26 protein-coding genes and 3 pseudogenes are annotated in these 26045 nt (G+C 56.8%); 17 read left to right on the top strand and 12 right to left on the bottom strand.

Going from position 1 to position 26045, the window contains the following annotated elements:
* Positions 1-207 precede the first annotated feature (207 nt).
* From flhD to flhA, 7 genes and pseudogenes are all read left to right on the top strand, one after another.
* Positions 208-546 carry a flagellar transcriptional regulator FlhD gene (gene flhD, locus SOPEG_RS02235; protein ID WP_025244159.1) on the top strand — a complete coding sequence of 113 codons (339 nt, stop codon included), beginning with the start codon at positions 208-210 and terminating at the stop codon, positions 544-546.
* 11 nt (positions 547-557) lie between these two features.
* A complete protein-coding gene (gene flhC / locus SOPEG_RS02230; protein ID WP_025244158.1) occupies positions 558-1148 on the top strand; it encodes a flagellar transcriptional regulator FlhC in 591 nt (196 codons plus the stop codon).
* Between the two features lie 231 nt (positions 1149-1379).
* Positions 1380-2303: an IS5-like element ISSoEn1 family transposase gene (locus tag SOPEG_RS02225; RefSeq protein ID WP_025243834.1), complete on the top strand. Its 924-nt coding sequence runs from the start codon at positions 1380-1382 to the stop codon at positions 2301-2303.
* Between the two features lie 43 nt (positions 2304-2346).
* On the top strand, positions 2347-3210 hold the full coding sequence (gene motA, locus SOPEG_RS02220) for a flagellar motor stator protein MotA (protein ID WP_051419391.1): 864 nt from the start codon (positions 2347-2349) through the stop codon (positions 3208-3210).
* Positions 3207-4259, top strand: coding sequence for a flagellar motor protein MotB (gene motB / locus SOPEG_RS02215; RefSeq protein WP_025244156.1), 1053 nt, complete (start codon positions 3207-3209; stop codon positions 4257-4259). The genes motA and motB overlap by 4 nt, the downstream gene beginning before the upstream one ends.
* A 199-nt stretch (positions 4260-4458) precedes the next feature.
* Positions 4459-5617: pseudogene (gene flhB / locus SOPEG_RS02210) on the top strand (flagellar biosynthesis protein FlhB).
* Entirely contained in the window at positions 5598-7694 is a 2097-nt protein-coding gene (gene flhA, locus SOPEG_RS02205) for a flagellar biosynthesis protein FlhA (protein WP_025244155.1), read from the top strand. Before flhB ends, flhA begins: the two are co-directional and overlap by 20 nt.
* A gap of 389 nt (positions 7695-8083) precedes the next feature.
* Here the strand turns inward: flhA and SOPEG_RS02200 are convergent, their stop codons facing one another.
* The 4 genes from SOPEG_RS02200 to SOPEG_RS02185 form a co-directional block, all read right to left on the bottom strand.
* Positions 8084-8527: a flagella synthesis protein FlgN gene (locus SOPEG_RS02200; protein ID WP_025244154.1), complete on the bottom strand. Its 444-nt coding sequence runs from the start codon at positions 8525-8527 to the stop codon at positions 8084-8086.
* Positions 8528-8565: 38 nt separating this feature from the next.
* Positions 8566-8841, bottom strand: coding sequence for a flagellar biosynthesis anti-sigma factor FlgM (gene flgM / locus SOPEG_RS02195; RefSeq protein ID WP_025244153.1), 276 nt, complete (start codon positions 8839-8841; stop codon positions 8566-8568).
* Positions 8842-8885: 44 nt separating this feature from the next.
* Positions 8886-9470 carry a flagellar basal body P-ring formation chaperone FlgA gene (gene flgA, locus SOPEG_RS02190; protein WP_158382318.1) on the bottom strand — a complete coding sequence of 195 codons (585 nt, stop codon included), beginning with the start codon at positions 9468-9470 and terminating at the stop codon, positions 8886-8888.
* 91 nt (positions 9471-9561) lie between these two features.
* Entirely contained in the window at positions 9562-10485 is a 924-nt protein-coding gene (locus SOPEG_RS02185; protein ID WP_025244151.1) for an IS5-like element ISSoEn1 family transposase, read from the bottom strand.
* 72 nt (positions 10486-10557) lie between these two features.
* Here SOPEG_RS02185 and flgC point away from each other — a divergent pair.
* From flgC to flgL, 10 genes and pseudogenes are all read left to right on the top strand, one after another.
* A pseudogene (gene flgC, locus SOPEG_RS02180) lies at positions 10558-10914 on the top strand (flagellar basal body rod protein FlgC); the annotation flags it as partial.
* Between the two features lie 11 nt (positions 10915-10925).
* Positions 10926-11747 (top strand): flagellar hook assembly protein FlgD, encoded by an 822-nt coding sequence (locus SOPEG_RS02175; protein WP_025244150.1) that lies wholly within the window; start codon positions 10926-10928, stop codon positions 11745-11747.
* A 51-nt stretch (positions 11748-11798) separates the two neighbouring features.
* Positions 11799-13022 (top strand): flagellar hook protein FlgE, encoded by a 1224-nt coding sequence (flgE, locus tag SOPEG_RS02170; RefSeq protein ID WP_025244149.1) that lies wholly within the window; start codon positions 11799-11801, stop codon positions 13020-13022.
* A 12-nt stretch (positions 13023-13034) separates the two neighbouring features.
* Positions 13035-13793 carry a flagellar basal body rod protein FlgF gene (locus tag SOPEG_RS02165; RefSeq protein ID WP_025244148.1) on the top strand — a complete coding sequence of 253 codons (759 nt, stop codon included), beginning with the start codon at positions 13035-13037 and terminating at the stop codon, positions 13791-13793.
* A 20-nt stretch (positions 13794-13813) separates the two neighbouring features.
* Entirely contained in the window at positions 13814-14596 is a 783-nt protein-coding gene (gene flgG / locus SOPEG_RS02160; RefSeq protein ID WP_025244147.1) for a flagellar basal-body rod protein FlgG, read from the top strand.
* A 151-nt stretch (positions 14597-14747) separates the two neighbouring features.
* The gene (locus SOPEG_RS02155; RefSeq protein ID WP_051419390.1) at positions 14748-15428 is read left to right on the top strand and encodes a flagellar basal body L-ring protein FlgH; all 681 of its coding nucleotides are present in this window, start codon (positions 14748-14750) and stop codon (positions 15426-15428) included.
* Positions 15429-15458: 30 nt separating this feature from the next.
* On the top strand, positions 15459-16556 hold the full coding sequence (locus tag SOPEG_RS02150) for a flagellar basal body P-ring protein FlgI (protein ID WP_025244145.1): 1098 nt from the start codon (positions 15459-15461) through the stop codon (positions 16554-16556).
* Positions 16556-17236 (top strand): glucosaminidase domain-containing protein, encoded by a 681-nt coding sequence (locus SOPEG_RS02145; protein WP_025244144.1) that lies wholly within the window; start codon positions 16556-16558, stop codon positions 17234-17236. Before SOPEG_RS02150 ends, SOPEG_RS02145 begins: the two co-directional genes overlap by 1 nt.
* Positions 17237-17344: 108 nt before the next feature.
* On the top strand, positions 17345-19015 hold the full coding sequence (gene flgK / locus SOPEG_RS02140) for a flagellar hook-associated protein FlgK (RefSeq protein WP_025244143.1): 1671 nt from the start codon (positions 17345-17347) through the stop codon (positions 19013-19015).
* A 57-nt stretch (positions 19016-19072) separates the two neighbouring features.
* A complete protein-coding gene (flgL, locus tag SOPEG_RS02135) occupies positions 19073-20011 on the top strand; it encodes a flagellar hook-associated protein FlgL (protein WP_025244142.1) in 939 nt (312 codons plus the stop codon).
* A 49-nt stretch (positions 20012-20060) separates the two neighbouring features.
* Here flgL and fliR read toward each other — a convergent pair whose 3' ends face one another.
* The 8 genes and pseudogenes from fliR to fliJ all read right to left on the bottom strand — a co-directional run bounded on the left by fliR (position 20061) and on the right by fliJ (position 26035).
* Positions 20061-20849: a flagellar biosynthetic protein FliR gene (gene fliR, locus SOPEG_RS02130; protein WP_025244141.1), complete on the bottom strand. Its 789-nt coding sequence runs from the start codon at positions 20847-20849 to the stop codon at positions 20061-20063.
* Between the two features lie 5 nt (positions 20850-20854).
* A pseudogene (gene fliQ / locus SOPEG_RS02125) lies at positions 20855-21125 on the bottom strand (flagellar biosynthesis protein FliQ).
* A gap of 18 nt (positions 21126-21143) precedes the next feature.
* Positions 21144-21944: a flagellar type III secretion system pore protein FliP gene (fliP, locus tag SOPEG_RS02120; protein WP_025244140.1), complete on the bottom strand. Its 801-nt coding sequence runs from the start codon at positions 21942-21944 to the stop codon at positions 21144-21146.
* A complete protein-coding gene (gene fliO / locus SOPEG_RS02115) occupies positions 21941-22315 on the bottom strand; it encodes a flagellar biosynthetic protein FliO (RefSeq protein WP_025244139.1) in 375 nt (124 codons plus the stop codon). The genes fliP and fliO overlap by 4 nt, the downstream gene beginning before the upstream one ends.
* Entirely contained in the window at positions 22316-22702 is a 387-nt protein-coding gene (gene fliN / locus SOPEG_RS02110) for a flagellar motor switch protein FliN (RefSeq protein ID WP_417903443.1), read from the bottom strand. It lies immediately after the preceding gene.
* Between the two features lie 10 nt (positions 22703-22712).
* A complete protein-coding gene (gene fliM, locus SOPEG_RS02105) occupies positions 22713-23726 on the bottom strand; it encodes a flagellar motor switch protein FliM (protein WP_025244137.1) in 1014 nt (337 codons plus the stop codon).
* Between the two features lie 5 nt (positions 23727-23731).
* On the bottom strand, positions 23732-24166 hold the full coding sequence (locus SOPEG_RS02100; protein WP_236851594.1) for a flagellar basal body-associated FliL family protein: 435 nt from the start codon (positions 24164-24166) through the stop codon (positions 23732-23734).
* 186 nt (positions 24167-24352) lie between these two features.
* Positions 24353-26035 (bottom strand): flagellar export protein FliJ, encoded by a 1683-nt coding sequence (gene fliJ, locus SOPEG_RS28165; protein ID WP_025244135.1) that lies wholly within the window; start codon positions 26033-26035, stop codon positions 24353-24355.
* Positions 26036-26045: the final 10 nt, after the last annotated feature.

Genomic DNA, 26045 nt, shown 5'->3' with positions numbered 1-26045 from the left:
GCATGGGCGGCGTGGTTAAGATAATAATGCTTTCGGTAAGGCCATTATAAACAGAGCCAAGGGTTAGTAATTGCAGTGTTCTTTAATTATTAACATGCTAAGTGTAGGTTTAAATAAGTGCCAGGTGACCGATATCAGGGTCTAATGCTTTTCGGTCATTAATGCTTAACCCTCCTTCGCTATTAAAATAACAAGGATGCATCGACGATGAGTAGTGATAACCTTCTCAGGAATATACATGAAATAAATCTATCCTATCTCTTACTCGCCCAAGAGCTTATCAAAAAAGATAAGAAGGTAGCGGGATTCCGTCTTGGGGTGGGCGAAGACACTCTGGATAAACTGGCGGGACTTTCTCTGTCTGAATTGATAAAGCTTGGCGAAATCAACCAGCTTATTTGTCTGCTGCGCCTGGATGACGAGCAGATCATCAATTGCCTGACGCGCGAATCCCGTGTTGATGAGTTACAGCAGGTCCATACAGGGATTGTGCTGTCCACGCAGTTGCTTAAATTCAGCGACTCCCGATCCTACCCGTTTGCTTAAGGAATGATCTCGTGTATAGGAAAAGTATCATGCAGGAATCCAGGGATATACAGCTGGCCATGGAGCTGATTGCGCTCGGCGCTCGGCTACCTATTCTGGAAAATGAAACCTGCCTGAGCCGCAGTCGATTGCTGAGATTGTATAAGGAAGTCAAAGGGACGCCGGCGCCTAAGGGGCTGTTGCCATTCTCCGCTGACTGGTTTCTCTCCTGGGAGCAGAATATCCACTCTTCCGCGTTTTACAACGCTTATCTCTGCCTGATTCGTATAGGAAATATCCCGACCATCGAGGCAATGATAAAAGCGTATCGGCTGTATCTCGAACTCTGCCCGCAGCGCCAGGATGGCGGGCCGGTACTGGGTTTGACCCGCGCCTGGATATTGCTACGCTTTATCGACAGCCAATTACTGGGGCAAACGCGCTGTAAACAATGTGGGGGAGCATTCATTACCTACGCCTTCCATCCGCCCCATAACTTTGTTTGCAGTTTTTGCCACCCACCCTCAAGGGCGGTTAAAAAGCGTAAACTTTCACATGCCGCCGCCGATAATCGCATATATAACTTAAGACAACGGAATATGTGCAACGTAAAGCCATGCTAGACAGAGTGATGCACTGAATACCATTTTCACAAACGGATTATTCCATCACTGGCAACAACGTTCATTTTCTGGATGTCACCGTCTTGTAAGGGATCACCGTGCTAGTTATCGTTGGTTATATCATTGTGTTTATGTCGATTTTTAGTGGATTTTTGTGGCTTTGTTGAATAAATCGAACTTTTAGGTGACTGGCGGCTCTGATCACTACATTCGTTTCAACATCAGGTCCCCATGGCAAAGCAAAAGTTTAAAATCACCAACTGGCCCGCATATAACAATGCGCTCAGGCAGCGGGGGGACCTGACAGTATGGCTTGATGAGTCAGCCATTGCTGCATGGACTGAGAGTACACCACCTGAACATCGTGGCCGGCCGCTTCACTACACCGATATGGCCATTACCACGGTTCTGATGATAAAGCGCGTGTTTAACCTTTCGCTCCGGGCGTTACAGGGTTTCGTTGACTCGATTTTTAAACTGATGGGGCTGTCGCTGCGCTGCCCAGATTACTCTCTGGTCAGCCGGCGAGCAAAAACCGTCGACATCAGCATAAAAACGCCAACCCGCGGCGAAATCTCACACCTGGTCATCGATGGCACCGGCCTGAAAATCTTCGGCGAAGGCGAATGGAAAGTCAGGCAGCATGGGGCTGAGAGGCGCAGAGTATGGCGCAAGCTTCATCTGGCAGTAGATAGCGCGACACATGAAATTATCTGTGCCGATTTATCGCTAAGCGGTACGACAGATGCGCAGGCGCTGCCCGGGCTGATTAACCAAACCCACCGGAAAATCAGGGAAGCGTCGGCTGACAGTGCTTACGATACGCGTTACTGTCATGATGCTCTGCTGAGGAAAAAAATAAAGCCGCTTATCCCACCGCGAAGTGGTGCGCAATATTGGCCAGCTCGATACCATGAGCGTAACCATGCGGTGGCAAATCAGCATCTGAGCGGCAATAACGATACCTGGAAAAAGAAAGTAGGTTATCACCGGCGTTCACTGGCTGAAACGGCCATGTTCCGGTTTAAAATACTTCTGGGTGGTCATCTGAGTCTGCATGACTATGACGCGCAGGTAGGTGAGGCTATGGCAATGGTCAAAGCGCTTAACCGGATCACGTTGTTAGGAATGCCAAACAGCGTCCGCATCATGTAACAATCGCCCTGATAGGGAGGAAGTCGTCACAAATTTCGGATTTATTCAACAAAGCGGATTTTTGTTAGCTGAAGGACAACTCGGCGCCTTATTTCAGCCTGCGGAATTTATGATTATCGTGGGCGCGGGTTTAGGTACCTTTGTTGCAGGAAATAATGGTAAGGCTATCTATGCTACCGTAAAGTCAATTCCGCGCTTGTTCCGTTCATCGCGTTATAATAAAGCGATGTATATGGATATCATGGCGCTGATGTATCGCCTACTGTCCAAAAGTCGTCAGTCCGGATTGATAACGCTGGAAAAAGAGATTGACGATCCGCATAACAGCGTTATTTTCAATCACTATCCTTCGTTGCACGCAGATAAATTGGTTATCGATTTCCTTATTGATTACCTGCGTCTGATGGTCAGCGGTAATCTCAACGCTTATGAAATTGAAGCGCTGATGAATGAGGAGATAGAGACCTATGAACAAGAAAATGATATCCCGGTAAACAGCCTGCTGCATGTAGGTGATGCGCTGCCCGCCTTCGGTATCGTCGCGGCGGTAATGGGCGTGGTAAATGCCCTGGCCGCGGCGGCGGACCGCCCCGCGGGCGAACTCGGCGCCTTGATCGCCAATGCGATGGTGGGAACCTTGCTCGGTATTCTCCTGGCCTACGGATGCGTGATGCCCCTGGGGGCATTGCTTAAGCAGAAAGGCGATGAACATATCAAGATGTTGCACTGCATTCGCGTGACATTGCTCTCCAGTTTGAACGGCTATGCGCCGCCGATCGCGATAGAGTTCGGCCGCAAGACCTTATATACCTCTGAACGCCCCTCTTTCGAGGAATTGGAAGCCCACCTGCGCCAGATAAAAAAAACCGGTCTGATGGAATCTGCTGATACGACGGTCAATTCATGAAAAAGACGTCACCCCCGGTTGTAATCAAATGGCGCAGGGTACAGCATGTCGATCATCATGTCAGCTCGTGGAAGATAGCCTATGCCGATTTCATGACCGCAATGATGGCGTTTTTTTTGGTGATGTGGCTGCTGGGGGCGACGACGCAGCAGCAGCGTGAGCAGATCGCCGAATATTTCAGAATGCCGTTGAGTGAGGCGATTACCCACAACCGCAAATTCAACATCAATGATTTCCCGCTGCCCGCTAACGCCAACGACGCCACCGAGCCGGCGCGTCAGCGCCAGCTGGAGCACCAGCGGGATATTCAAAGGCTGAATGATACCCACCTGCGCTTGGAGCAGATGTTACGCAACGATCCGCGGCTGCGGGAACTGCAGCCGAATATGCGCATTACGCTGATGCATGAGGGATTGCGTATTGAAATTATCGACAGTAAAAGAAGGCCGATGTTCGCCACCGGCGGCACGGAAATTGCGCCCTATATGCGCAGTATCATGCATATCATTGCGCCGGTGCTTAACGATTTGCCCAATCGTATAAGCCTGGCCGGGCATACGGATAATCAGCCTTATTTAAACGGCGAGCGTGGCTACGGCAACTGGGAGCTGTCCGCCGATCGTGCCAATGCGTCGCGCCGTGAATTGGTGGAAGGCGGGTTGATGAGTGACAAAATTCTCCAGGTCATCGGCATGGCGAATACCATGGCGCCGCCCGGTAAAGAGGATGACAACGCCGCGCAGCGCCGTATTAGTATCGTTATTTTGACCCACGAGCAGGAAGAAGCAATCCGCCAGGAAAATACCGAGATCCATAGCGAAGTGATTGACGGCGACCAGGATGCGGCAGCGCAATTGCGGCGTTTGACTAAGCCGCCGCGCGGCAAGGATACCGCGTCGTCAGGGCCATCGGTGCCGTCAGGTTCCTCGGCGCCATCAGTGTCATCAGGCCCCTCGGCGCCATCTGACGCGATGTCGTCCGCGCCGAACGACGATAACGATGGCGCCGGCGGGAAGACGCCGGCGACGATTCCACCAAACGCGCCCTGACGTGGAGGCCGCGTTATCCCCCTAGCACGATGCGCTAACTGACCGTGCGGCGCGGCCATCGAGGACGCTCGCCGCAGGCGGGTGATTGGTCTGGTAAAAGCCGCGCGGATCCGGCGCTTTTTCACCTTATCGGATCCCCTTTCCTCACGTAGGCTAAAAGCCCTGAAATCACTCATTCACTACGCGAGGACAGAGTGCCGTGGCGGAAGATAGCGATCTGGAAAAAAGCGAAGCGCCCACTCCCCACCGATTACAAAAAGCGCGCAGAGAAGGCCAGGTACCGCGTTCCAAAGAACTGGTGTCGTGGCTGATGTTACTGTCTGGCTGGAGCCTGCTATGGCTGGCGGGAGATGATCTGGCTCGCGGTATGGGGCGGATGCTGCAAAGCGGGCTCTCGTTTGATCTTCACATCAACGGCGAGGGGAGTTGGTTGCTCGCCCAATTTTCCGGCCTGGTGCGGCAGGCGCTGCTGGTGAGCGCGCCGCTATTCCTCGGCGTGACGTTGGTGGCCGCCGGGTCGCCGATGTTGATCGGTGGCGTGTTGTTTAGCAGCAAGGCCGTCAGTCTGGATCTCAAACGCTTGAACCCCTTTAGCGGGCTGAAGCGCCTGTTTTCCATGCAGATGATGGCTGAACTTACCAAGACGCTGTTCAAACGTCTGTCTGGTGGGAGGAGCCTGCGGCACCGCGTTGTGGTTTGTTTGGCCGCGGATGACGCAGTTGGCGCAGGGGGCGCCCCTTACGGTCATGGCGGGAAGTCTGTCGCTTATTCGCCAGTGCGTGTTACTTATCATCCTCGCCCTGATACCCGTAGTGGGGTTCGACATTTTGTATCAGTTATTCAGTCATCTGAAAAAGCTGCGGATGTCGCGCCATGATATTCGCGAAGAATACAAAGAACAGGAAGGGGATCCGCAGCTGAAAAGCCTGATTCGCCAGCGTCAGCAGGCGCAGCGGCGAATGATGCAGGATGTGGCGAACGCCGATGTGGTGATCGTCAACCCGACCCATTATGCGGTGGCGCTGAAATATGAACAGTTGCGTATGGCCGCGCCGCGGCTATTAGCGAAAGGGGCCGGCGTCGTGGCGCTAAATATTCGTCAGCGGGCGGAGCAGAAGGTGATCCCCATTCTGGAAGCGCCACCGCTGGCCCGGGCCCTCTACCGGCACTGCGAGATAGGCGGAGTCATTCCGGTGGCGCTCTATGGCGCCGTGGCGGAGGTGCTGGCTTGGGTGTATGGCTTGCGTCGCTGGCGCAAGCAAGGGGGCTTGCGGCCCAGGCAACCGAGCAAACTCACCGTACCGAAAGCATTGGATTGTGCAAAAGGGAGTATTTTTAATGGTAAACCTGGTAGCTAAACTGCATTTAACCGATTTCAGTCAGACCAGGTGGCAAATCTTTACGGGTCCGGTGGTGATTATCATGATTCTGTCGATGATGATCCTGCCTTTGCCCCCTTTCGCCCTGGACCTCTTTTTTACCTTTAACATCGTGTTATCCATAATGATCCTGCTGGTGGCGATGTTCACCCAGCGTACCCTCGATTTTGCCGCTTTTCCGACCGTGCTGTTATTCTCCACTCTACTGAGGCTGGCGCTCAATGTCGCCTCGGCGCGGGTAATCTTATTGCAGGGGCATCAAGGGGAAGCGGCGGCGGGGCAGGTTATCGACGCATTCGGCCATTTTCTCGTCGGCGGCAACTTCGCTATCGGTATCGTTGTGTTCGCCATTCTGGTGATTATCAATTTCATGGTTATCACCAAAGGCGCGGGCCGTATAGCTGAAGTGGGCGCACGCTTTGTATTGGACGGCATGCCGGGCAAACAAATGGCCATCGACGCCGATCTCAATGCCGGCCTTATCGGCGAAGAGGAAGCCAAACAGCGGCGCTCGGAGGTGACGCAAGAGGCGGATTTTTACGGCTCCATGGACGGCGCAAGCAAGTTCGTCCGCGGTGATGCCATCGCCGGGTTATTGATTATGGCCATTAACTTGATCGGCGGTTTGCTGGTGGGCGTCATGCAGCACGGTATGGATCTCGGCCGCGCGGGGGAAACCTATACACTGCTGACTATCGGCGACGGTCTGGTGGCGCAAATACCGGCGCTGGTCATCTCGACCGCCGCCGGCGTTATTGTCACGCGTGTGGCCACCCATCAAGACGTGGGCGAGCAAATGGTAAGCCAGTTGTTCAATAACCCTCGGGTCATGATGCTGTCCGCGGCGATGATTGGCTTGCTGGGGCTGGTGCCGGGGATGCCCAACATCGTGTTTTTGCTGTTCACGCTAGTGCTGCTCGGCATGGCGTGGCTGCTGCGCCATCACGCCGTTATGCACGGGGAGACGGCGACGGCGGGCGCGCTGGGGGATAACCCGGCGCCGGAAACGCGGCAGAGCGAGGAGGCCAGTTGGGATGACGTGCAGCCTGAGGATACCCTCGGACTGGAGGTAGGCTATCGGTTGATCCCGATGGTGGACAGCAGCCAGGGGGCTGAGCTGTTGAAGCGCATACGGGGGATCCGCAAAAAATTCGCCCGTGAAATGGGATATCTGCCGCCGGTGGTACATATTCGCGACAATTTGGAAATACCTCCGACCCACTACCGCATCTTACTGCACGGCGTGGAAATCGGCTGCGGGGATACCTATCCCGAGCGCTGGATGGCCATTAATCCCGGCAACGCCAGCGATACGCTGCCGGGCGATCCCTGTCAGGAACCCGCGTTTGGCCTGCCGGCCGTATGGATAGACCAAGTACTGTGCGATGAGGCCAAGACGCTGGGCTATACCGTGGTGGATGCCAGCACGGTAGTCGCGACCCATTTCAATCAATTGCTCATGCAGCATGCCGAGGAGCTGTTTGGCCGCCAGGAAACGCAGGAGTTGCTGGCGCATTTGGGCCGTGAAATGCCCAAGCTTACGGAGGATTTGATCCCGGATGTGTTCTCGCTTACCACCCTGCATAAAGTATTACAGAATTTACTGGCTGAACAGGTTTCTATCCGTGATATGCGCTCGATAGTGGAATGCCTGGCGGAACATGCGCCACAGCAAAACGATGTGGACATGTTAACCAGCCTGGTACGCCATAAATTGGCCCGCGCCATTACCCAACGCTGGTTTCCCGGCACAGGGGATATCCAGGTCATTGGCCTGGAGGTGGCGTTAGAGCAGGCGCTGATACAGGCGGTACAAAACGGCGGCGCGCTAGAGCCGGGGGTGGCGGATCGCTTGCTGGTCCAGGCCGAACGGGCGCTGCAGCGGCAGCTGGCCCTGGGGGCTCCGACGGTTCTGCTGGTCAATCCCGTTCTGCGCACCATGCTTTCGCGCTTTTTGCGCCGCTCATTGCCGCAGCTGACCGTGTTGGCCAGTACCGAAATCGCCGACAACCGGCCGGTGCGCTTTAATACGATGATTGGCGCGGCGGCTGAATAATCCCGCCGCCGCGTTTGACGCCTTGATGCGGGCGTCCAGACTGACGCCCCGTGAAATGACGCCGGCATTGATACCCCGGCTGTATGCCCTGCTGCCCGGCGCCAAGTGATGTTGGGTAAGGCGGCACACCCGCGTCGGACGAGGCACCGGCCTCGCGCAGGGTCGGGTGCGCGGTCCTTTTATTACCCCCTATTGTTAGGTGTATTACTTTCACTGTCGCTGGCTGGTTAACGAGGAACGATCGTTGCGGTGGTTATCCTCACCGCGGTCAATGGTACGTGATGACCCGTTTGCGAAAAAAAACGCCGCTGGTAAAAGAGCGGCAGCGCCGGCGTGGCGACAAAGGAGGGAAACGTATTGCGCGCTAACGTCGCGCGTATCGATGAAAATCAGACATTGATATCGAGATTTTGCAGCCGCATACCGTGATGTGAGGCGCCGTCGGCGCAATAGAACATTTGTTGCGGGGCAAGCGCCTTTATCGCGGAGCTAAGGGAACGGACGTGGGCCATTTGGGCTTTAAGGCTTACCCCGTTGCGCCGATTCTGCTCATGGAGATCCCGGGTTCGGACCTGGATCCACGCCCACAGGTCATCCAGATCGGGATGGCGTGTATAAGGCGCCCGCAATCCGCAGTCAACTTCCGCCCGCTGACGCAGCGCATCGTAATGGGCTACCGCGCTAATCTGCTGACTTTTGTCATGGGTAACGCCCTGTAGCGCAACGGGTTGAAGGGGCACGGTTGCCAGTAATTGATACTCCGCCTGTAGTATCTGACCGAGCTTATCAAGCGCTTGGTCGAGCTGGCGTAACGCAAGCGTCAAATTATCCATTATCGCCTTGTCTCCGGCTCCTGGCGCGGTGAATCGCATTAGTTTTGCCAGGCATTCATCAGTAGGGCATCAGCCATGCGCCCTGAATTCATAATCAACTTTCCTTGACCGATCGCCTGCTGTAGTTGCGCGACGCGGGTACGATCGACATCTTGGCTACGCACTTGTAATCGGGTATCGCTAAGGGTTATCTCTTGACTGCGACTGTCGCGGCGTGATATCGGCTGCCTTCTCGGTAGCTCGGACTGACCGTGACGCAGGTCATTCACCACCGCCGTGATAGCCTGCGCGGGTAACGTGCGTTCTATGCTCATAGTCTACTCCTCGCCTGGGGTTGAAGGGGATGCCTATGTTTTGCTTATCGGCCTGGGACGGAGAAACTTGAGAAAGCGCGTTCATTTTGCAAGACAACCCCTTGATTATCCACCGCGCCGCTGACCATTTGCCCTGAGGCCAAACGTACCCGCAGTGTATCCCCGACCGCGGCCTCGCTCATGGCCTTGCCATAATGGCGAACTTGAAAGCCGGGTCCACGGCTGACGACCGCCACCGGGTTGCCCTGACGAACTTTCCAGGGCGCGCACAGCATGGTAGCCGCCAGCGGCTGACCGGCTTGGATGGTGCGCGTCGTAAGCGAGCCGGTTACCGGCTGCGTCGCAAAAATCACATTGCGTGCCTGACCTACCAACTCCCCGTGCTCCTTGACGATATCTTTTGCGCTAAGGGACGTCCCCGCGGGCAGCGCGCGGGCCGCCACCCAGTAATCGCCGCGGGCGCGCACCTGGATTTGCAGAAAATACCGCCGCTCGCCGCAGCAGGCGGTGACGCTCATATTGCCACTCAACCGGCCATGGCTGGCCAACTGCAAGTGTGGTGACGGGCAACCCGGCAATAACTTCGCCGGGGTTTTGAGCGTGACTTTTTGAACCAGAGAGCTATCCACCCGCTGCTGGCGCAACAGCGATTCTAGCAGCGTGACGCTTTGTTGAATAAATCCGAAATTTGTGACGACTTCCTCCCTATCAGGGCGATTGTTACATGATGCGGACGCTGTTTGGCATTCCTAACAACGTGATCCGGTTAAGCGCTTTGACCATTGCCATAGCCTCACCTACCTGCGCGTCATAGTCATGCAGACTCAGATGACCACCCAAAAGTGTTTTAAACCGGAACATGGCCGTTTCAGCCAGTGAACGCCGGTGATAACCTACTTTCTTTTTCCAGGTATCGTTATTGCCGCTCAGATGCTGATTTGCCACCGCATGGTTACGCTCATGGTATCGAGCTGGCCAATATTGCGCACCACTTCGCGGTGGGATAAGCGGCTTTATTTTTTTCCTCAGCAGAGCATCATGACAGTAACGCGTATCGTAAGCACTGTCAGCCGACGCTTCCCTGATTTTCCGGTGGGTTTGGTTAATCAGCCCGGGCAGCGCCTGCGCATCTGTCGTACCGCTTAGCGATAAATCGGCACAGATAATTTCATGTGTCGCGCTATCTACTGCCAGATGAAGCTTGCGCCATACTCTGCGCCTCTCAGCCCCATGCTGCCTGACTTTCCATTCGCCTTCGCCGAAGATTTTCAGGCCGGTGCCATCGATGACCAGGTGTGAGATTTCGCCGCGGGTTGGCGTTTTTATGCTGATGTCGACGGTTTTTGCTCGCCGGCTGACCAGAGAGTAATCTGGGCAGCGCAGCGACAGCCCCATCAGTTTAAAAATCGAGTCAACGAAACCCTGTAACGCCCGGAGCGAAAGGTTAAACACGCGCTTTATCATCAGAACCGTGGTAATGGCCATATCGGTGTAGTGAAGCGGCCGGCCACGATGTTCAGGTGGTGTACTCTCAGTCCATGCAGCAATGGCTGACTCATCAAGCCATACTGTCAGGTCCCCCCGCTGCCTGAGCGCATTGTTATATGCGGGCCAGTTGGTGATTTTAAACTTTTGCTTTGCCATGGGGACCTGATGTTGAAACGAATGTAGTGATCAGAGCCGCCAGTCACCTAAAAGTTCGATTTATTCAACAAAGCCTCACAGCGTCTAAACGTCAGCGCGAGCAATATGGCTAACGCCTAGAGCGTCACGGGCCCCGATGGCGAGCCTTATCGGGCAAAACAGGTGGTTTTTCAACTCGATGCCGCGCCGGGTCAGCCGGTGGGCGGCGTGCGGGTGAGCCAGGTGGTTGAGGATCCTGCTCCCTGGCGGCTGGTTTATGATCCGGGCCATCCGCGGGCCAACGACCGCGGTTATATCCGAATGCCCAACGTCAATAGGGTTGCGGAAATGGTGAATACGCTGTCCGCGTCACGCAGCTATCAGGCCAATGTCGAGGTCATCAATAGCGCCCGGTCGATGATGATGAAAACCCTGGCGATGGGCCAGTAAAGGACAAACCGATGGAATTAGCAGGTCTGGCGCCCAGGGAGTATTCCCGCGGCGCATCCACTCTTTTGGCGTCGCGGGATGCCTCGTCAACGGCGAATAATTTCGCTTTGAACGCGCAGGATGCGCAGACGCACGGGGCATTGAAAGCCGGCAACACTGATGCTGCGACCAGCGACAGCCGCGCCGCGACGTCGGCCATGGACGCCCAGTCCGAAGGGACCCAGGAGTTGATGGATAATTTTCTGCAAATGATGCTGGCGCAGATAAAAAACCAGGATCCCACCAATCCCATGGACAACAATCAGCTCGCCTCACAAATGGCGCAGATGCACGTCGCCCTCGGGGTGGAGAAATTAAATAACACCGTGCTGGGGATGGGAGGCATGGTCAATAGCGTGCAGGCGGTCAATTTGTCCAATTGGGTGGGTCGTACCGTGCTTATTGTCGGTAAGCCTTCGGTTTCGTTCGAAGGGCAGACGGCTTATGGTTTTGAATTGCCCAGCGGCGCGGATGAAGTCCGGGTGACCTTCACCGATGAGCAAGGCAAAGCCTATACGCAAGACTACAAAGATGTGAAACCTGGCGCCTATAAATTGGATATCCGCAAGGCGCAAACGACGCCGCCGATTGACGCTTCTTCTCCTCTTGATGATGATAAAGCCAAACACTATGACGTTAGCATTGAAGCTAAAAATAAAGATGAAAGCCGCCCGATGGTAAACGCCCTTAAGGCCGCTAAAGTCGAAAATGTGTTTTTCAGCAACGGCAGCGCGAAATTGGCGTTGGGGTTAGACGGCGCTATTTATCTTAAGGATGTCATATTGGTTGAATAGTTAATTTATACATCCAATACCACTACATTTCACCTAAATAGGATTATCACTATGGGATTCGCTCAGGGAGTCAGCGGCCTTAACGCCGCAGCGCAGGCGCTGGATGTGATCGGTAATAATATCGCCAACGCGCAAACGGTCGGATTTAAATCGTCATCGGCCTCTTTTGCCGATATGTTTTCGGGATCGATGATAGGACTCGGGGTGCAATTGGCGGGGGTGCAGCAAGACTTTAATGACGGTACGATGATTGCGGGGGCGGGTAATCTCAATATGGCGATTGCGGGAAGCGGTTTTTTCCGCCTCGCGGATAATGGCGGGAAAATTTACTATAGCCGCAACGGCGAGTTTGATCGCAATAAATATGGAGAGATCGTTAATAAACAGGGTAAACATCTGACCGGTTATAAAGCCACCGGCACGCCTCCAACGATTTCAGGCGGCGCGCCCCTTGAAAATATTATCGTGCCTGATGCGCCGATACCGGCGTCGGAAACGACCGAAGGCAGTATCAGCGATAACCTGCCCTCCGGTGCAAAACCGCTGGAAATTAAGGATTTCGATCCCACTAACGATAAGAGCTATAACTACACCTCGCAGCTTCAGGCCTATGACAGTCTGGGTAATCTTCACATCATTAAAGTTTTTTATATCAAAGGAGAAAATGCGGGAGAGTGGAAGGTGCATTGTTTTGACGAAACCGCGTCGGTAAAAGAGGGGGACAAAAACAAATTATTCACCGCCGATATCAAGTTTGATGAGTACGGTAAAGTTAAAGAGGTAAACCCAAAAGAATTTAAGGTAGAAAGCGAGAGTCTTAACGGCGCCAAGAAGCTGAACTTCGCTCTCGATCTCACCGCCATGACGCAACAGGGTGACGAGAAGCCATCGGGAAAAACGTCGACCAATGGCTATGGGGTGGGCAAATTCAACGGCTATTCCGTCGGCGATAACGGAGAGATTATCGCAAATTACAGTAATCAGCAGACCCAACTGATAGCGCAGGTGTTGATGGCCAGTTTCACCAACACCGGCGGTTTGCAGCCCACCGGTGATAACTGCTGGACGGAGACCGGCGCCTCCGGGGCACCGCTTATCGGCACCTCCGGTACCGGTAGCTTTGGCGCCATCAGGGGCAAGATGCTGGAAGCCTCGAATGTGGATATGAGCAACGAGCTGGTCAAAATGATGACCCAGCAGCGCAACTATCAATCCAACGCCCAGACGATTAAAACCCAGGATCAGCTGCTGCAAACGCTGGTCAGTATGCGCTGAGGATAATGTGCCATGGATCGCGCGATATATACCGCCATGGGCGTGGCCTCCGCCGCGCTGACGCAACAGAGCGTGGCCGCTAATAATCTGGCCAATGCGGCGACGACCGGCTTTCGGGCGCAACTGGCCGCCTTTCGCGCCGCGCCGGTCAACGGGCCGACCCTCGCCACCCGCACGCTGGTCGTACCGTCGGTGCCGGGCAACGATTTTTCCCCTGGCCCTATTAATATCAGCGGCAACAATCTCGATGTGGCCCTGGACCAGCACGGCTGGTTGGCGGTGCGGTTGCCCGACGGCGGCGAAGCCTATACCCGCAACGGCCGGATCGAGATCGATAGCGCGGGAGGGCTCAAGGTGCAGAATTACCCGCTGCTGGGCGCCGATGGCCAACCGCTGACGGTGCCGCCCGGCGCGGCTGTCACCTTCGGCCCGGACGGCACGCTGTCCGTTCTGGGCGACGGCGATGAGCCAAAAACCCTTGTCCAGATTGGCCAGCTAAAGCTGGTTCGTCTCGAACCCGACAGTTTGCGCCACGACGATAGTGGCCTGTTTAATCTCACCGATACCGCGCGCGCGCAACGCGGCGCCGTGCTGCCGGCAGATCCGACGCTGCGCCTGACGCCCGGCGCCTTTGAGGGCAGCAACGTCAGCCCGGTCCAGACCATGGTGGAGATGATAGGCAACGCCCGCAGCTTTGAAATGCAGATGAAAGTTATCAGCAACGTCAACGATAACGCCCGCGCCGGTAATCAGCTGTTGGCTATCGGTTAAGCCAGGAAGGAGAAAAGATTATGATGCGCTCTTTAATGATTGCCAAGACCGGTCTCGAAGCGCAGCAGACCAATATGGACGTGATTTCCAACAATATTGCCAACGTATCCACCATGGGATTTAAACGCCAACAGGCGGTATTCGAGGACCTGCTCTATCAAACCGTGCGCCAGCCAGGCGCCAAATCTTCCGAACAGACCACGATTCCCTCCGGGCTCCAGCTGGGTGCCGGCGTGCGGCCCGTCGCCACTACACGCATCCATTTGCAGGGCGGGTTGACCAATACCGGCAATCCCACCGATGTGGCCATTGAGGGGTCGGGCTTCCTACAGGTACTGATGCCGGACGGCACCAACGCCTACACCCGCGATGGATCACTACAGCGCGATCAGTACGGCCAATTGGTGACCTCGAGCGGCTATCCCATCCAGCCGGCGGTGACGATACCCAACGGTGCCTCCAATCTGACCATCAGCAAGGACGGTTTGGTTAGCGTCACCTTGCCAGGACAAACCGAGCCGCAAGAAGTGGGGCAATTGACCCTCGCCACGTTCATTAACGATGCCGGTTTGCAAAGCCTGGGGGAAAACCTGTATTACGAGACGCCCTCCTCCGGCGCGCCGATGGAGAATAAGCCCGGCATGAACGGGGCCGGCGCGCTCAAGCAGCAATTCCTGGAAAACTCCAACGTTAACGTCGCCCAGGAGCTGATTACCATGATTCAGGCCCAGCGCGCTTATGAGTTGAACAGCAAAGCGATATCCACCTCCGATCAGATGCTGCAGCGACTCGTGCAGCTCTAGGGGCGTCATTAGGGGGGCGGCGTCCGGCCCCGCTTTTTCTTCTCACCTGCGTGATCCACCTTTATGGAAAATATGACTCAGCTTTCATCGCCAAGGTTCGCCTGGTGCCGGCGTCACGGCACACGCGCCGCGCGCCGCGCGCCGCGCCCTTATCAGGGGAAGCGGCATTGCCCTGGCCACACTTTTACTCGGCGGTTGCACTGCGCCGCCGCCTCGTCCGCTGGTGGCCGGCGCGACCACCGCGGCACCGGCGCCGCCCATGCCCATCGCCGTTAATGGCTCGGTGTTTCAGCCCGGCCAGGCGATGAATTATGGCTATCAGCCGCTGTTTGAGGATCGCCGGCCGCGCAATATTGGCGACACGTTGACGATTATGCTGCAAGAAAACGTCAGCGCCAGCAAAAGCTCCTCCTCCAACGCCGATCGCAAAGGCAACGCGGATTTCGGCATTAACGCTCTCCCCAGCATGTTGAACGGGTTGATGGGCGGCGATCGTCTAGCGACGGATATCGAGAGTAGTAATGGTTTTAACGGCAAGGGGGGCGCGGCCGCTAAAAACACCTTCAGCGGGACCATCACCGTCACCGTGATCGACGTCCTTACCAACGGCAATTTACGCGTCGTGGGGGAAAAACAGATTGCCATTAACCAGGGCACGGAATTCATCCGTTTTTCCGGCATCGTCAACCCCCGCACCATCGACGGCAACAATCAGGTGGTGTCGACGCTGGTTTCCGACGCCCGAATCGAATATGTCGGCGATGGCTATATTAATGAAGCGCAGCAAATGGGTTGGTTACAGCGTTTCTTCCTTAACTATTTCCCCTTTTAAGGATAAGGAATGAACAAATCGGTTGTGAGAATGATGTTATCCCTCTGCGCGGTGGCCGGGCTGTTGCTAGCGCCGTCCATTCAGGCGGAGCGTATTCGCGACCTCACCACGGTATTGGGCGTGAGGGAGAATGCGTTGATCGGCTACGGTCTGGTGGTGGGCCTGGACGGCACCGGCGACCAGACCACCCAGACGCCGTTCACCACGCAAAGCCTGCGCAATATGCTTTCCCAACTGGGCGTCACCGTGCCGACGGGAACCAACATGCAGCTGAAAAACGTCGCGGCGGTGATGGTAACGGCTAAATTGCCCGCTTTTGCCCGCGCCGGCCAGAAGATCGATGTGGTGGTCTCCTCGCTCGGCAGCGCCAAAAGTTTGCGCGGCGGGACGTTATTGATGACGCCGTTGAAGGGCGTGGATAACCAGGTTTATGCGCTGGCGCAGGGCAATATACTGGTCTCCGGTTCCGGCGCGCAGGCCGGCGGCAATCGGGTGCAGGTGAATCAATTAAACGGCGGACGTATCAGCGGCGGCGCCATCGTCGAGCGTAGCGTGCCGGCGGATTTTGCCGGCGGCAACGTCATTATGTTACAGTTGAATAATGACGACTTTTCGCTGGCGCAGCAAATAAGCGACGCCATCAATCGTCATTTCGGCCGCCGTAGCGCCCTGCCGCTGGATAGCCGCACGATTAACGTCGCCGTACCGCGCGACGGGCCGGGCAAAGTCCGTTTCCTGGCCAGCTTGCAAAATATCCCCATTACGCTTGGCCCCACCGATGCGGTGGTGGTGATCAATTCGCGTACCGGCTCGGTGGTGATGAACCGGGACGTGGTGCTGGGTAGCTGCGCCGTGGCCCATGACGAGCTGACGGTCGAAGTCAATCGGACCTATAAGGTCAGTCAGCCTAACACGCCTTTCGGCGGCGGACACACGGTGGTGGTGCCGGACACCGCGATCAACGTGCGCAATGAAGGGGGCGCTCTGCAGCAAATCGACGCCGGCGCGAATCTCAATGATGTTGTCAGCGCGCTAAACGGCATCGGCGCTACGCCGAATGATTTGATGGCAATTTTGCAGTCTATGCAAAGCGCCGGTTGTTTAAACGCCAAATTGGAAATCAACTAATGAGTGACGGCATCCCATTGTTCGGCTCCACGCTGGATTTTTCCCAACTGGGGGCCATGAAAATCCGCGCCGCGCAGGCGTCGAGTCAGGGGGTCGCGGACGCTGCGCGCCAGGTCGAGGGGCTGTTTGTGGACATGATGCTCAAGAGCATGCGCGCGACGCTCCCGCAGGAGGGACTGCTGACCAGCGCCCAAACCCAGCTCTATACCTCGCTGTACGACCAACAGCTGGCGCAGGATTTGACGGCCCGCGGAGTGGGGCTGGCGCAGGCGGCGCTGGAATCGGGATGGGGAGCGCGGAAAATCAGAACCGCCCACGGCGCGCCAAGCCACAATTTATTTGGCATAAAAGCGGATGCCGGTTGGCGGGGCGAAAGCACGCAAATTACCACGACCGAATGGGTGGACGGGGTCATGCAGAAAGTGAAGGCGAAATTTCGCGTCTATGCCTCTTATGGTGAGGCGCTGCGGGATTATACGCGGTTGCTGACGGAAAACACCCGTTATCGACGGGTCATGCAGGCCAGCACGCCGGAACAGGCGGCCCGATCGCTGCAATCCTCCGGCTATGCCACCGATCCGCATTATGCCGACAAATTGATCACTATCATCGCGCAATTGAAAACGGTTGGGCAGCGCGCGCAGGCGGCCTATCAGCACGATCTCGCCACGCTTTTCTGAGCGGCGCGCTTGAGTTTTTTCCCCGCCGGCCGATAAGGAAAATAAGCCCTCGCCGGTCGTCAACGCTTTGGCTGGCCGGCCACATTCTGACCAGGAGCGGGTACCCTTATGCTAAACCTTTATTATATTGCCAGCAGCGGTTTGCAAACCGGACAGCAGGCGCTGAGCGTCATCGGCAACAACCTCGCCAACGCCACCAACCCCAATTACAGCCGGCAAAACATTATATTGGGCGCTGCGGGGGGAAGAGTGACCGCAACGGGCTATATCGGCAACGGCGTGCGCGTGGAGGGGGTTGCCCGCGCTTTCGATGAATATGCCAATGAGCGGGTGCGGGGGACGGAAACCTTGCTGCGGGTCAGCGGCGCGCATTATGACAAGATGAGTTCGCTGGATCTGGAGTTCAGCAGAACCGACAACGGGATTGATACCAAGCTTAACAGCTTGTTCAACGCGCTGAAGAACATCAGCAAAGTGCCGACGAACGGTAACTACCGCAGTAGTGCGTTTACGGCCCTTAAAGAACTGACCGGACGCTTCAATAAACTCAGCGATGAGCTCATCAAACAAGAGCAGAAAAATAATCAGGACATCCGGCAGTCGGTTAACGTCATCAATCAATTGACCGGCCAACTGGCAAGTTTGAATCGGGAGATTAGCAACCGACAGAGCATTGACGGCGGCGGCGCTTACGATCTGCTGGACAGGCGTGATGCGCTGTTACAGGCGCTGAGCCAGCAAACCGGCATCAACACGCAGATTGACAGCCGCACCGGGGCGGTCAACGTCACGTTGAGTAATGGTCATATGCTGGTGAGCGGCGACAAGGCCAACGCGCTGGAAGTCACGACCGATAATAATAACCCGGGGCGCCAGGTGATTGCCTATCGCGATGCTGAAAACGCCATTATCCCTCTACAGGATAGTCTACTGGACAAGGGCGTTCTGGGCGGGCTACTGGCGTTTCGCAATCAGGACTTGCCGGAGATCCGTGACCGGTTAAATGAGCTGGCGCGGCATTTAAGTCACCGCTTCAACGAGGTGAACAAGCAAGGCTATGACGCTAACGGCGAAAAGGGTAAGAACCTATTCAGCTACGCGTTACCCAACGCCATCGCCAACGGGAAAAACCAAGGCGAAGCCAGCCTTTCGGTGACCGCACTCAATACCGACCCGGCCACCGAGGGCGGGGTGGCGAAACCGCAGGAATATACCCTGCGCTTCGAGAACGGCACGTGGCAGGTCACTGGCACCGCTGACGGCAGAAAAGTAGAGTCCACCTTCGTCGACGGTAAATTGACGTTCGAGGGGGTCACGGTCGCGGTGAAGGGTGATGCGCAAGAGGGCGATAGTTATCAATTAAATCCGTTCAACGGTATTGCCGACAGCATGGCGGTGAGCATCAAAAACGGTGATGAAATTGCCGCCGCCAGCGAAAAAGATCCCCAAGATACGGACGGTAAAGAGACAGGCAACAACGGTAACAGCATTGCGCTCGGCAATATCCAGCATGATAAATTAATCAATGGCGCTACGCTGAGTGACGCCTACGCCGGTCTGATTGGCTATGTCGGCACCACCACCCGCAATTTGATGGAAACGGCCAGCTCGCAGGAGAAAGCCTTCCAGGATGCCTACGTGGAGCGCAGTGAGAAAACCGGGGTCAATCTCAACCAAGAATACGTTCAAATGGAAATGTTCCGGCAGTATTACAATGCTAGCGCCCAGGTGCTGCAAACCGCTAATTCACTGCTGGATACCCTGCTTACTATCCGCTAAATCGCCACCACGTGGCCCAAGTGCCGGCACTACGTCACCCACTTGATGAGGTAAATAATGAATCTCAGCACCCATTATATGTATCAACAGCAAACCCAGTTCATCATGAGCTCCGCGTCCCGCTTTAATGATGTGGCCATGCATTTGAGCGCCAATACCCGGGTATTGCGCCCGTCCGACGATCCCGCCGCGGCGATGGACGTGGTGACCTATCGTAACGCCCTGGCGCAGCTGGATTATTACAGCGGCACGCGCGGTTATGCCCGGGCCGTGCTAACGAAAGAGGGCGATACGCTGCAAACGGTCACCAACACGCTCTCCGCCATCAACGCCAAAATCATGGCCATCCAGAAACCGGCGGGGGATCTCGCGCCGATAATTCAGGAATTAGAGGGCCTGCGCGACGATCTCCTCGCCAGCGCTAATGCGCAGGACACCAGCGGCAATTATATCTTTGCCGGCTATAAAGCCGATGTGAAGCCTTTTCAAAAAGCGCAGGGCAGCGATGATATCGTTTATCAGGGCGGCGGTACCGCTATCGGCCAGCAGGTTGACGAAGGCCGGGAGATGAAAATTGGCCATATCGGCAGCGATATTTTCAATATCGAGGGGCAGGATACGGTTTTCAAAAAACTGGATGCGCTTATCGGCGCGCTAAAAAGCGATGCGGGAAATGAAGGGGGCGGCGCATGGCCGGGAGAGGAACTGAAAGCGATAATGGACGCCGCCCGTAGCGCGGTAAGAAAGACAGAAGATAATGTCGGTAATGCGCAGGTGGTTTCCGGTCTTAATCTGCAACTGCTCGACAACCTTGACGCTGCCGGCGTAAGCCAACGCGAGGGGATAACCGATCGACTGCAACAAGGGCTGGGGCAGGATACGGGTTCGCAAATAGCCCTGGTGACGGAGCTGCAATTATCCCAAGTCGCGATGGATTCCTCGATGATGGTGTTTCAAATGATGCAAAACATGTCGTTATTCAACCTGATGAAGTAAGTGTCCGCTTAGGCTAGCGCCGGCGCTGAGACGTTTTCGCGCCGGTTTTTTATGCCTGCTGGCCGCCGCCCATCGCGGCGAGAATGGCGGAAAGTTGTTGAAACAGCGTGCTCAATAGCCCTTCGGCGAAGGTTGCCAACAACGGCATGACCAGCATCAGCGCCAGCAGTCCGCCGCCGAGCGTTAGCGGAAAGCCAATGACAAACACGGAGAATTGCGGTGTTAATCGGTTCAGCACCCCCAAAGTAATATTAAGCAACAGCAGTAGCGTCATTGCCGGCAGCGCCAGCATTAAACCACAGGAAAACAACAGGCCGGCGGCGCGCGCCAGCGCCAGGAAATTTTCGCCGTTAAGGGGCAGCGGCGCGATGGGCAGCAGTTGGAAAGTGTCGACCAGCACGTCAATCATCAGCAGGTGCGCGTCGAGAGAGACAAACAGCAACAGCAACAACACATTGAACAAGCGGGCGATAATCGGGGAGTTCGGTCCGCTGAAGGGGTCGAAGAAGGTGGCGAACGAGAGCCCCATCTGCAAACCGATCACTTCGCCGGCGAAGCGCATGGCGCTAAAGGCGAACTGCAACGTCAGCCCCACCGTTACGCCAATGATAAGCTGCACCATGATGAGCCACAGCCCCGCCGCGGAAACCAGAGGGGTGGCCACCGGCTCCAGTCCGGGGGCAATCAGCAGCGTAATCAGCACCGCCAAGCCGATTTTGACTTTATTCGTGATTATCTTCTCGCTGAGCAGCGGCGCGCTGACGAAAAGCCCCAGTAAACGCGCCAGCGGCCAGAAATGCGGGCCGATGGCGGCTGGCAGGGCGGTTAAGTCCAGCATGGCCCTTACCCTATCGAATACGGCAGTTGGCTGAATAGCGTACGCATATAATCCAGCAGCAGGCTGAGCATCCAGGGACCGGCGATAACCAGCGAGGTAATGACCGCCAGAATTTTCGGGATGAACGACAGCGTCATCTCGTTTATCTGGGTGGACGCCTGCAGCAGGCTTACCAGTAAGCCCGGTGACCATGGCGGCCAACAGCGGCGGAGTGGAGAGCGCCAACCCGACTTTCATTGCGTCAAAACCCAGCGTCATTACCGCTTCCGGCGTCATGGAAAGGCCTCGTTTAGGTTAACTGAAAAAGCTTTGGGCCAGCGACCCGAGCAAGAGTTGCCAGCCGTCCACCATCACGAACAGCATCAGCTTAAACGGCAGCGACACCGTGGTGGGCGGCAACATCATCATGCCCAGCGCCATCAGGACGCTGGCGATGACCAGATCGATAATCAGAAACGGAATAAACAGCGTGAAGCCAATTTGAAAGGCGGTCTTGAGTTCGCTGGTAACAAACGCCGGCAGCAGGATGCGCATCGGCACCTGCTCCGGGCCCGCGAGCTCTGTCTGTTTTCCCAGGCGGGCGTAGAGTGACAAATCCGTTTTCCGCGTTTGGGTCAGCATAAACTGGCGCAGCGGCTGCGCCGCCCGCTGCACCGCCGTTTCCATACCGATCTGATCCTTGGAAAACGGCAGATAAGCATCGCGATAAATGCTGTCCAGCACGGGCGACATGACGAAAAAGGTTAAACATAACGCCAGCCCGAGCAGGACCTGATTGGGTGGGGCGGAAGGCGTACCCAATGCGTTGCGCAGGATGCCCAGCACGATAATGATGCGGGTAAACCCCGACATCAGCAGCAGCGCCGCCGGTAAAAAAGTGAGCGATGTCAGCAATACCAGCGTTTGTACCGGCAGCGACCAGCGCTGGCCGCCGTCGGGCAGGGTGTGTATTTGTAACAATCCCTGTTCCGCGGCGTGGGCAGCCTGGTAGGGCAGCAGCAGCAGCGGTAGCGCCAGCAGCAGCCAAAATGGCCAAACGCCGCCCGCCGTCCCGCGGCGCGCGCGAAGCGAGGCGCGCAGGGTCGGCATGCTCATGTCGTCTCCCGCGATTGGCGCCCTCGCGCGCACAGCGTCGAGAAAGTCGGCGGCAGCTCCTCGGGCGCGGCGTCGCCGGCGGGGAGGGTATGCAGATGGGTGATCCGTCCCGGCGTGACGCCGAGCACCAGCCAGTGTTCGCCGGCTTCCACCACGACGACCCGTTCACGGTTGCCAAGGGAGCAACCGGCGCGGACTTTGAGCAGCGGCTGGCCGCCGTGACGGGGCGCGAAATAGCCCAAGCGCCGGGCCAGTTTGAGCAGCAACAGGATCAGCAGCAACACCGCGCCCAGCGAGCCGGCCACATTGAAAAGCGCCGCGCCGTGACCGCTATCGTAGGCGACGGGTGACTGTAACGTGGTCTGTTTCATTTATCGGCTCAAGCGGCGCATACGTTCGGCGGGCGTCACAATATCGGCGATGCGCACGCCGTACTGTTCTCCCATTACCACTACTTCGCCGCGGGCGATAAGGTAGCCGTTAATCAGAATATCCAGCGGTTCGCCCGCCAGTCCTTCCAGCGGCACCACCGCGTCCTGACTTAGGTGCAGCAGTTCGCGAATGGTCATCCGGGTACGTCCCAACTCCACGGTCATCTTTACCGGAATATCCAGAATCAGACTGAGATCTTCCCTCAGCGGCGATTCCTCTTCGGCGGCGTCAGCGGCGGGAAATTCCGGTCCGGTCGGTGCCGGCCGTGCCGCATCGCCATTGGTTTGCGCGTCGGTTTCGTGCAATGGCGCCTCGCCGTCGGGCATATGTGAGGTATCACTCATGAGAAATGTCCTTATTGTTCAGTTGATTAATGTCTTGATTGATCACGTGTTCCACCCGCAGCGCATACTGCCCGTTCAGGCTGCCATAGCTGCCGAGAAACACCGGTACACCGTCAACGTAGGCGGTCAGCCGTTCAGGGCGGGGGATCGGCAGGATATCGCCGCGCCGCAGCGCCATGACCCGCGACAGGCACAAAGGCAGGTCGGCGAATCGGGCGATAAGCTCCAATTCGGTGCCCTGCAATTGCCTGGCCAGGTTTTGCCGCCACTGCCCCTGATCCTGGCGGATATGCTCCGGCAGCGGTTTACTCAACATCTCGTGCAGCGACTCCAGGGCCGCCTGGGAGAAAATAATGGCGAATTCGCCCTGCATGGCGCCGATAGCGACCCGGAACGGGGAGACCACGACCATTTCGCCGTCGCTAAAGCCTGTAAAGCGGCAGGAGGTTTCCGCGGTGATAAATTCCGGCTCAAGTGGATGTAACCCCAGCCAGGCGTCGCCGTAGGCGTGCAGCATCAGCTTCAGCAAACGGTCGATAACACGCTGTTCCGCCGGGGTAAATGCCCGCTCCTGCGTGTCGGGCAGCCGCCCGTTGCCGCCGAACAGCGTGTCGAGCGCGGTAAAGATGAGTCCCGGCGTGAAGGCGAATAGCGTGTTGCCCCGCAGCGGTTTCAGGCTGATAAGATTCAGGCTGGCGGGCGGACGCAACTGGGCGGCGAATTCACGATACGGTTGGATTAAAATCGCTTCCGCGCTGATATCGGTGCGACGCTGCATCAGGGTGAACAGCGCACGGCGAAACCGGCCGGCGAAATCCTGGTTGATCATTTCCAGCCCTTTTAGACGCTCGCCCCCCAGGCGACGCCGTTGCACGGCATCAAACGGCGAACCCGAACCGGCCTGCAAAGGGGTCTGCTGCGCGGCGCGCGCCTGTGCCTGCCGCAGCTCCTGCTTGGCCTGTTTGCGCGTAAGAGGGCCGAAGCGGACGGATTCTTTCTCAGACATAGCGTTCACCGCACAATGAATGAGTTGAAAAATACGTCAGTCACGAAAGACGGCTGACCGTTGGGATGCTGCTGATTGAGCTCGCGCTTTATTTTCTTGAGTAATGCCTGCTTGTCTGCTGCGGAGGTGAGCGAGGCGAGGGATTGCTGCGACAGCAGCAAAATCAGGTGATTGCGTAACTCGGGTAATTGACTTTCCACTAACTCGCGGGTCTTTTCGTCCCGCAGACGCAACGTCAAACCGACATACAGCATGGCACCGTAATCGCCGTCCTCCGGCTGTAGACTGACGGTAAAAGGGTCCAACGGAAAATACACCGGCGGTAAATCGTTTTCCGCGGGCAGGCCATCCACCGTCTGCGTAACAGGAAGCAATTCCTTTTTCACGCCGGGCTGCAGATAGACGAACAGGCTGAGCGCCAGCACGGCGATCAACCCCAAAATAATGACCGCGACAGCGCGGTATCGAGTAAAAGTAGCGTTAATGCCTGACACGTCTTTTTGCCCCTGTAGCCAAAATCTATTCCCTCGCCAGCGCGTCTGCGGCCGAGTGCAGTACTGAGTATCCCGTTAATCATCCCGAATGAAGGGGAAAAAAAACGTCTAAAACGCCTGCACTTTGCCCCTTCAGGCATAGATATCGATACCGTCGCGGTACCACGCGCCGGGGCCGGCTGAGCCGCCGCCGTTGCGGTGCGCCACGAACAGCGACTTCCTGCGCCCCTGCCCGTGTTGGGGGCTGTCGCCGCGGTCCTGCTGATGACCGGAGGCGTCATGACCGGATTCGTCGGTGCCGACGCTGGTATCGCCGAGAGCGATGCCGTTTTCCGTCAGTGAAGTGCGCAATTGGGTCATGGCGGTTTCCAATACTGCCCGCACCTGCTGATTATCTGAAGCGAAATGCACCTGCAACTGCTCCTTATTCAGGCGCAAATTGACTTTCACCGCACCCAACTCCTGCGGATGCAGATGCAACTGGGCGTGAAAGATGCCGTTACGGTTGAATAGCGTGATGTGTTCACCGAGTTGTTGCTGCCAGGCCGGGGAGCCTAACGGTTGGCGCAGGTGCGCTATGGGCGCCGGCGGCGGTGCCGGTGTACGCAGGGAAGGGGCGTCGGTGGTGATGGCTTCCAGCCCCGCGCTCGGCGGCGCACTCGACGTAGGCGTCGCGGTTGCGGCAAGTTTGTCTGCCGGTGTTGCCGTGCGCGACAACGCTTCGCCGCGCAGGCGCGCGGCCACCGACTGAAGGTTAACGGTGTCAAGACGGAGTGGCGTGTTTTCCGCGCGGCTCGCGTTGCGCTTGGTCGACGGCACCAGTAGCAGCGGCTGCTGCTCTTTCTTGCCCTGGACCTCTGCGCTCTGAGCGTCGGTAAATTCCGGCGCGATGGCCGAAAGGGCGGACGGCGCCACTGCGCGCTCGCCGCCGGCGCCGGATGGGGTTTGCGCCGGTCCGTCGACCTCGGCGCGGGGCTCGGCCAGCGCCAGACCGGCGCCGTTGCGCTGATCACGGGCCGGGACGGAGGCAATGCCCAGTTTCGCCAGCACCGGATCCCCGTCGGCGGGCCATTGTTGCAGCGCCAACTGCGCCAGCAGCGCCTGTAAATGCTGCAGCTCGTCATCGTCCAGCGCGTTATCCCCCTCCGCCAGACGCCGGTGGATAAGGGCCGTCAGAGCCTTGCAGCGCTGTGTCAGGGTTGCCTTCGGATCTGTCGCCGTACTGTCGGCGCCCACGTCCTGACGCCGGATACCGGCGAGATAGTGCTCCAAGGCGTCGGCAAATTCGCTTTGGGGCAATTCGGCGGGGAGGGCCGCGGCGATAGGCTGCCCGCCGCCCCGGATAACAGCGCTCGCGTTGGGTATCATGATTCCACTCTCCTTCAAGGATGCCCGCAGAGCGAACTCATCCATTTGTTTTTGATTGCGGCGGCTTTCACGTAATTGACGGGCGTTATCGGAGCGCGTTTTCAGAATTGCAAACTCGTTAAGCCGCTGTTTTTTCTGTTGCCAGTGGGCCATCGCCAGATCGACCCGCGATTGGAACACCGACACCTGCTGGCTGTGGTGGGCGACAATTTTATACAGCGACGCGATAAACGACTGATAATTAATCCATTTATCAACGTTCAGACCGGTTCCGGTCATATTCTCTTCGAGCTGTTTGCGATAGTCCTGTTCGTAATCCATCAGCTGATTCAGCTGCGCCACGGCGCTGGCGTGCGCTCTGCGGCAGGCGCCGAGCTGAAGCAGGGCTTCTTCCAGCGCCCGTTCAGCATGTTCCCTCAAGGTTTCGATTGGCGATGTACTGGTCATGAAGGATTCC

The sequence above is a fragment of the Candidatus Sodalis pierantonius str. SOPE genome, assembly GCF_000517405.1.
GTDB classification, from domain to species: Bacteria; Pseudomonadota; Gammaproteobacteria; order Enterobacterales; family Enterobacteriaceae; genus Sodalis_C; species Sodalis_C pierantonii.
The sequence above is the reverse complement of the archived record's forward strand: the minus strand, read 5'-3'. Positions and strand labels throughout refer to the sequence as shown.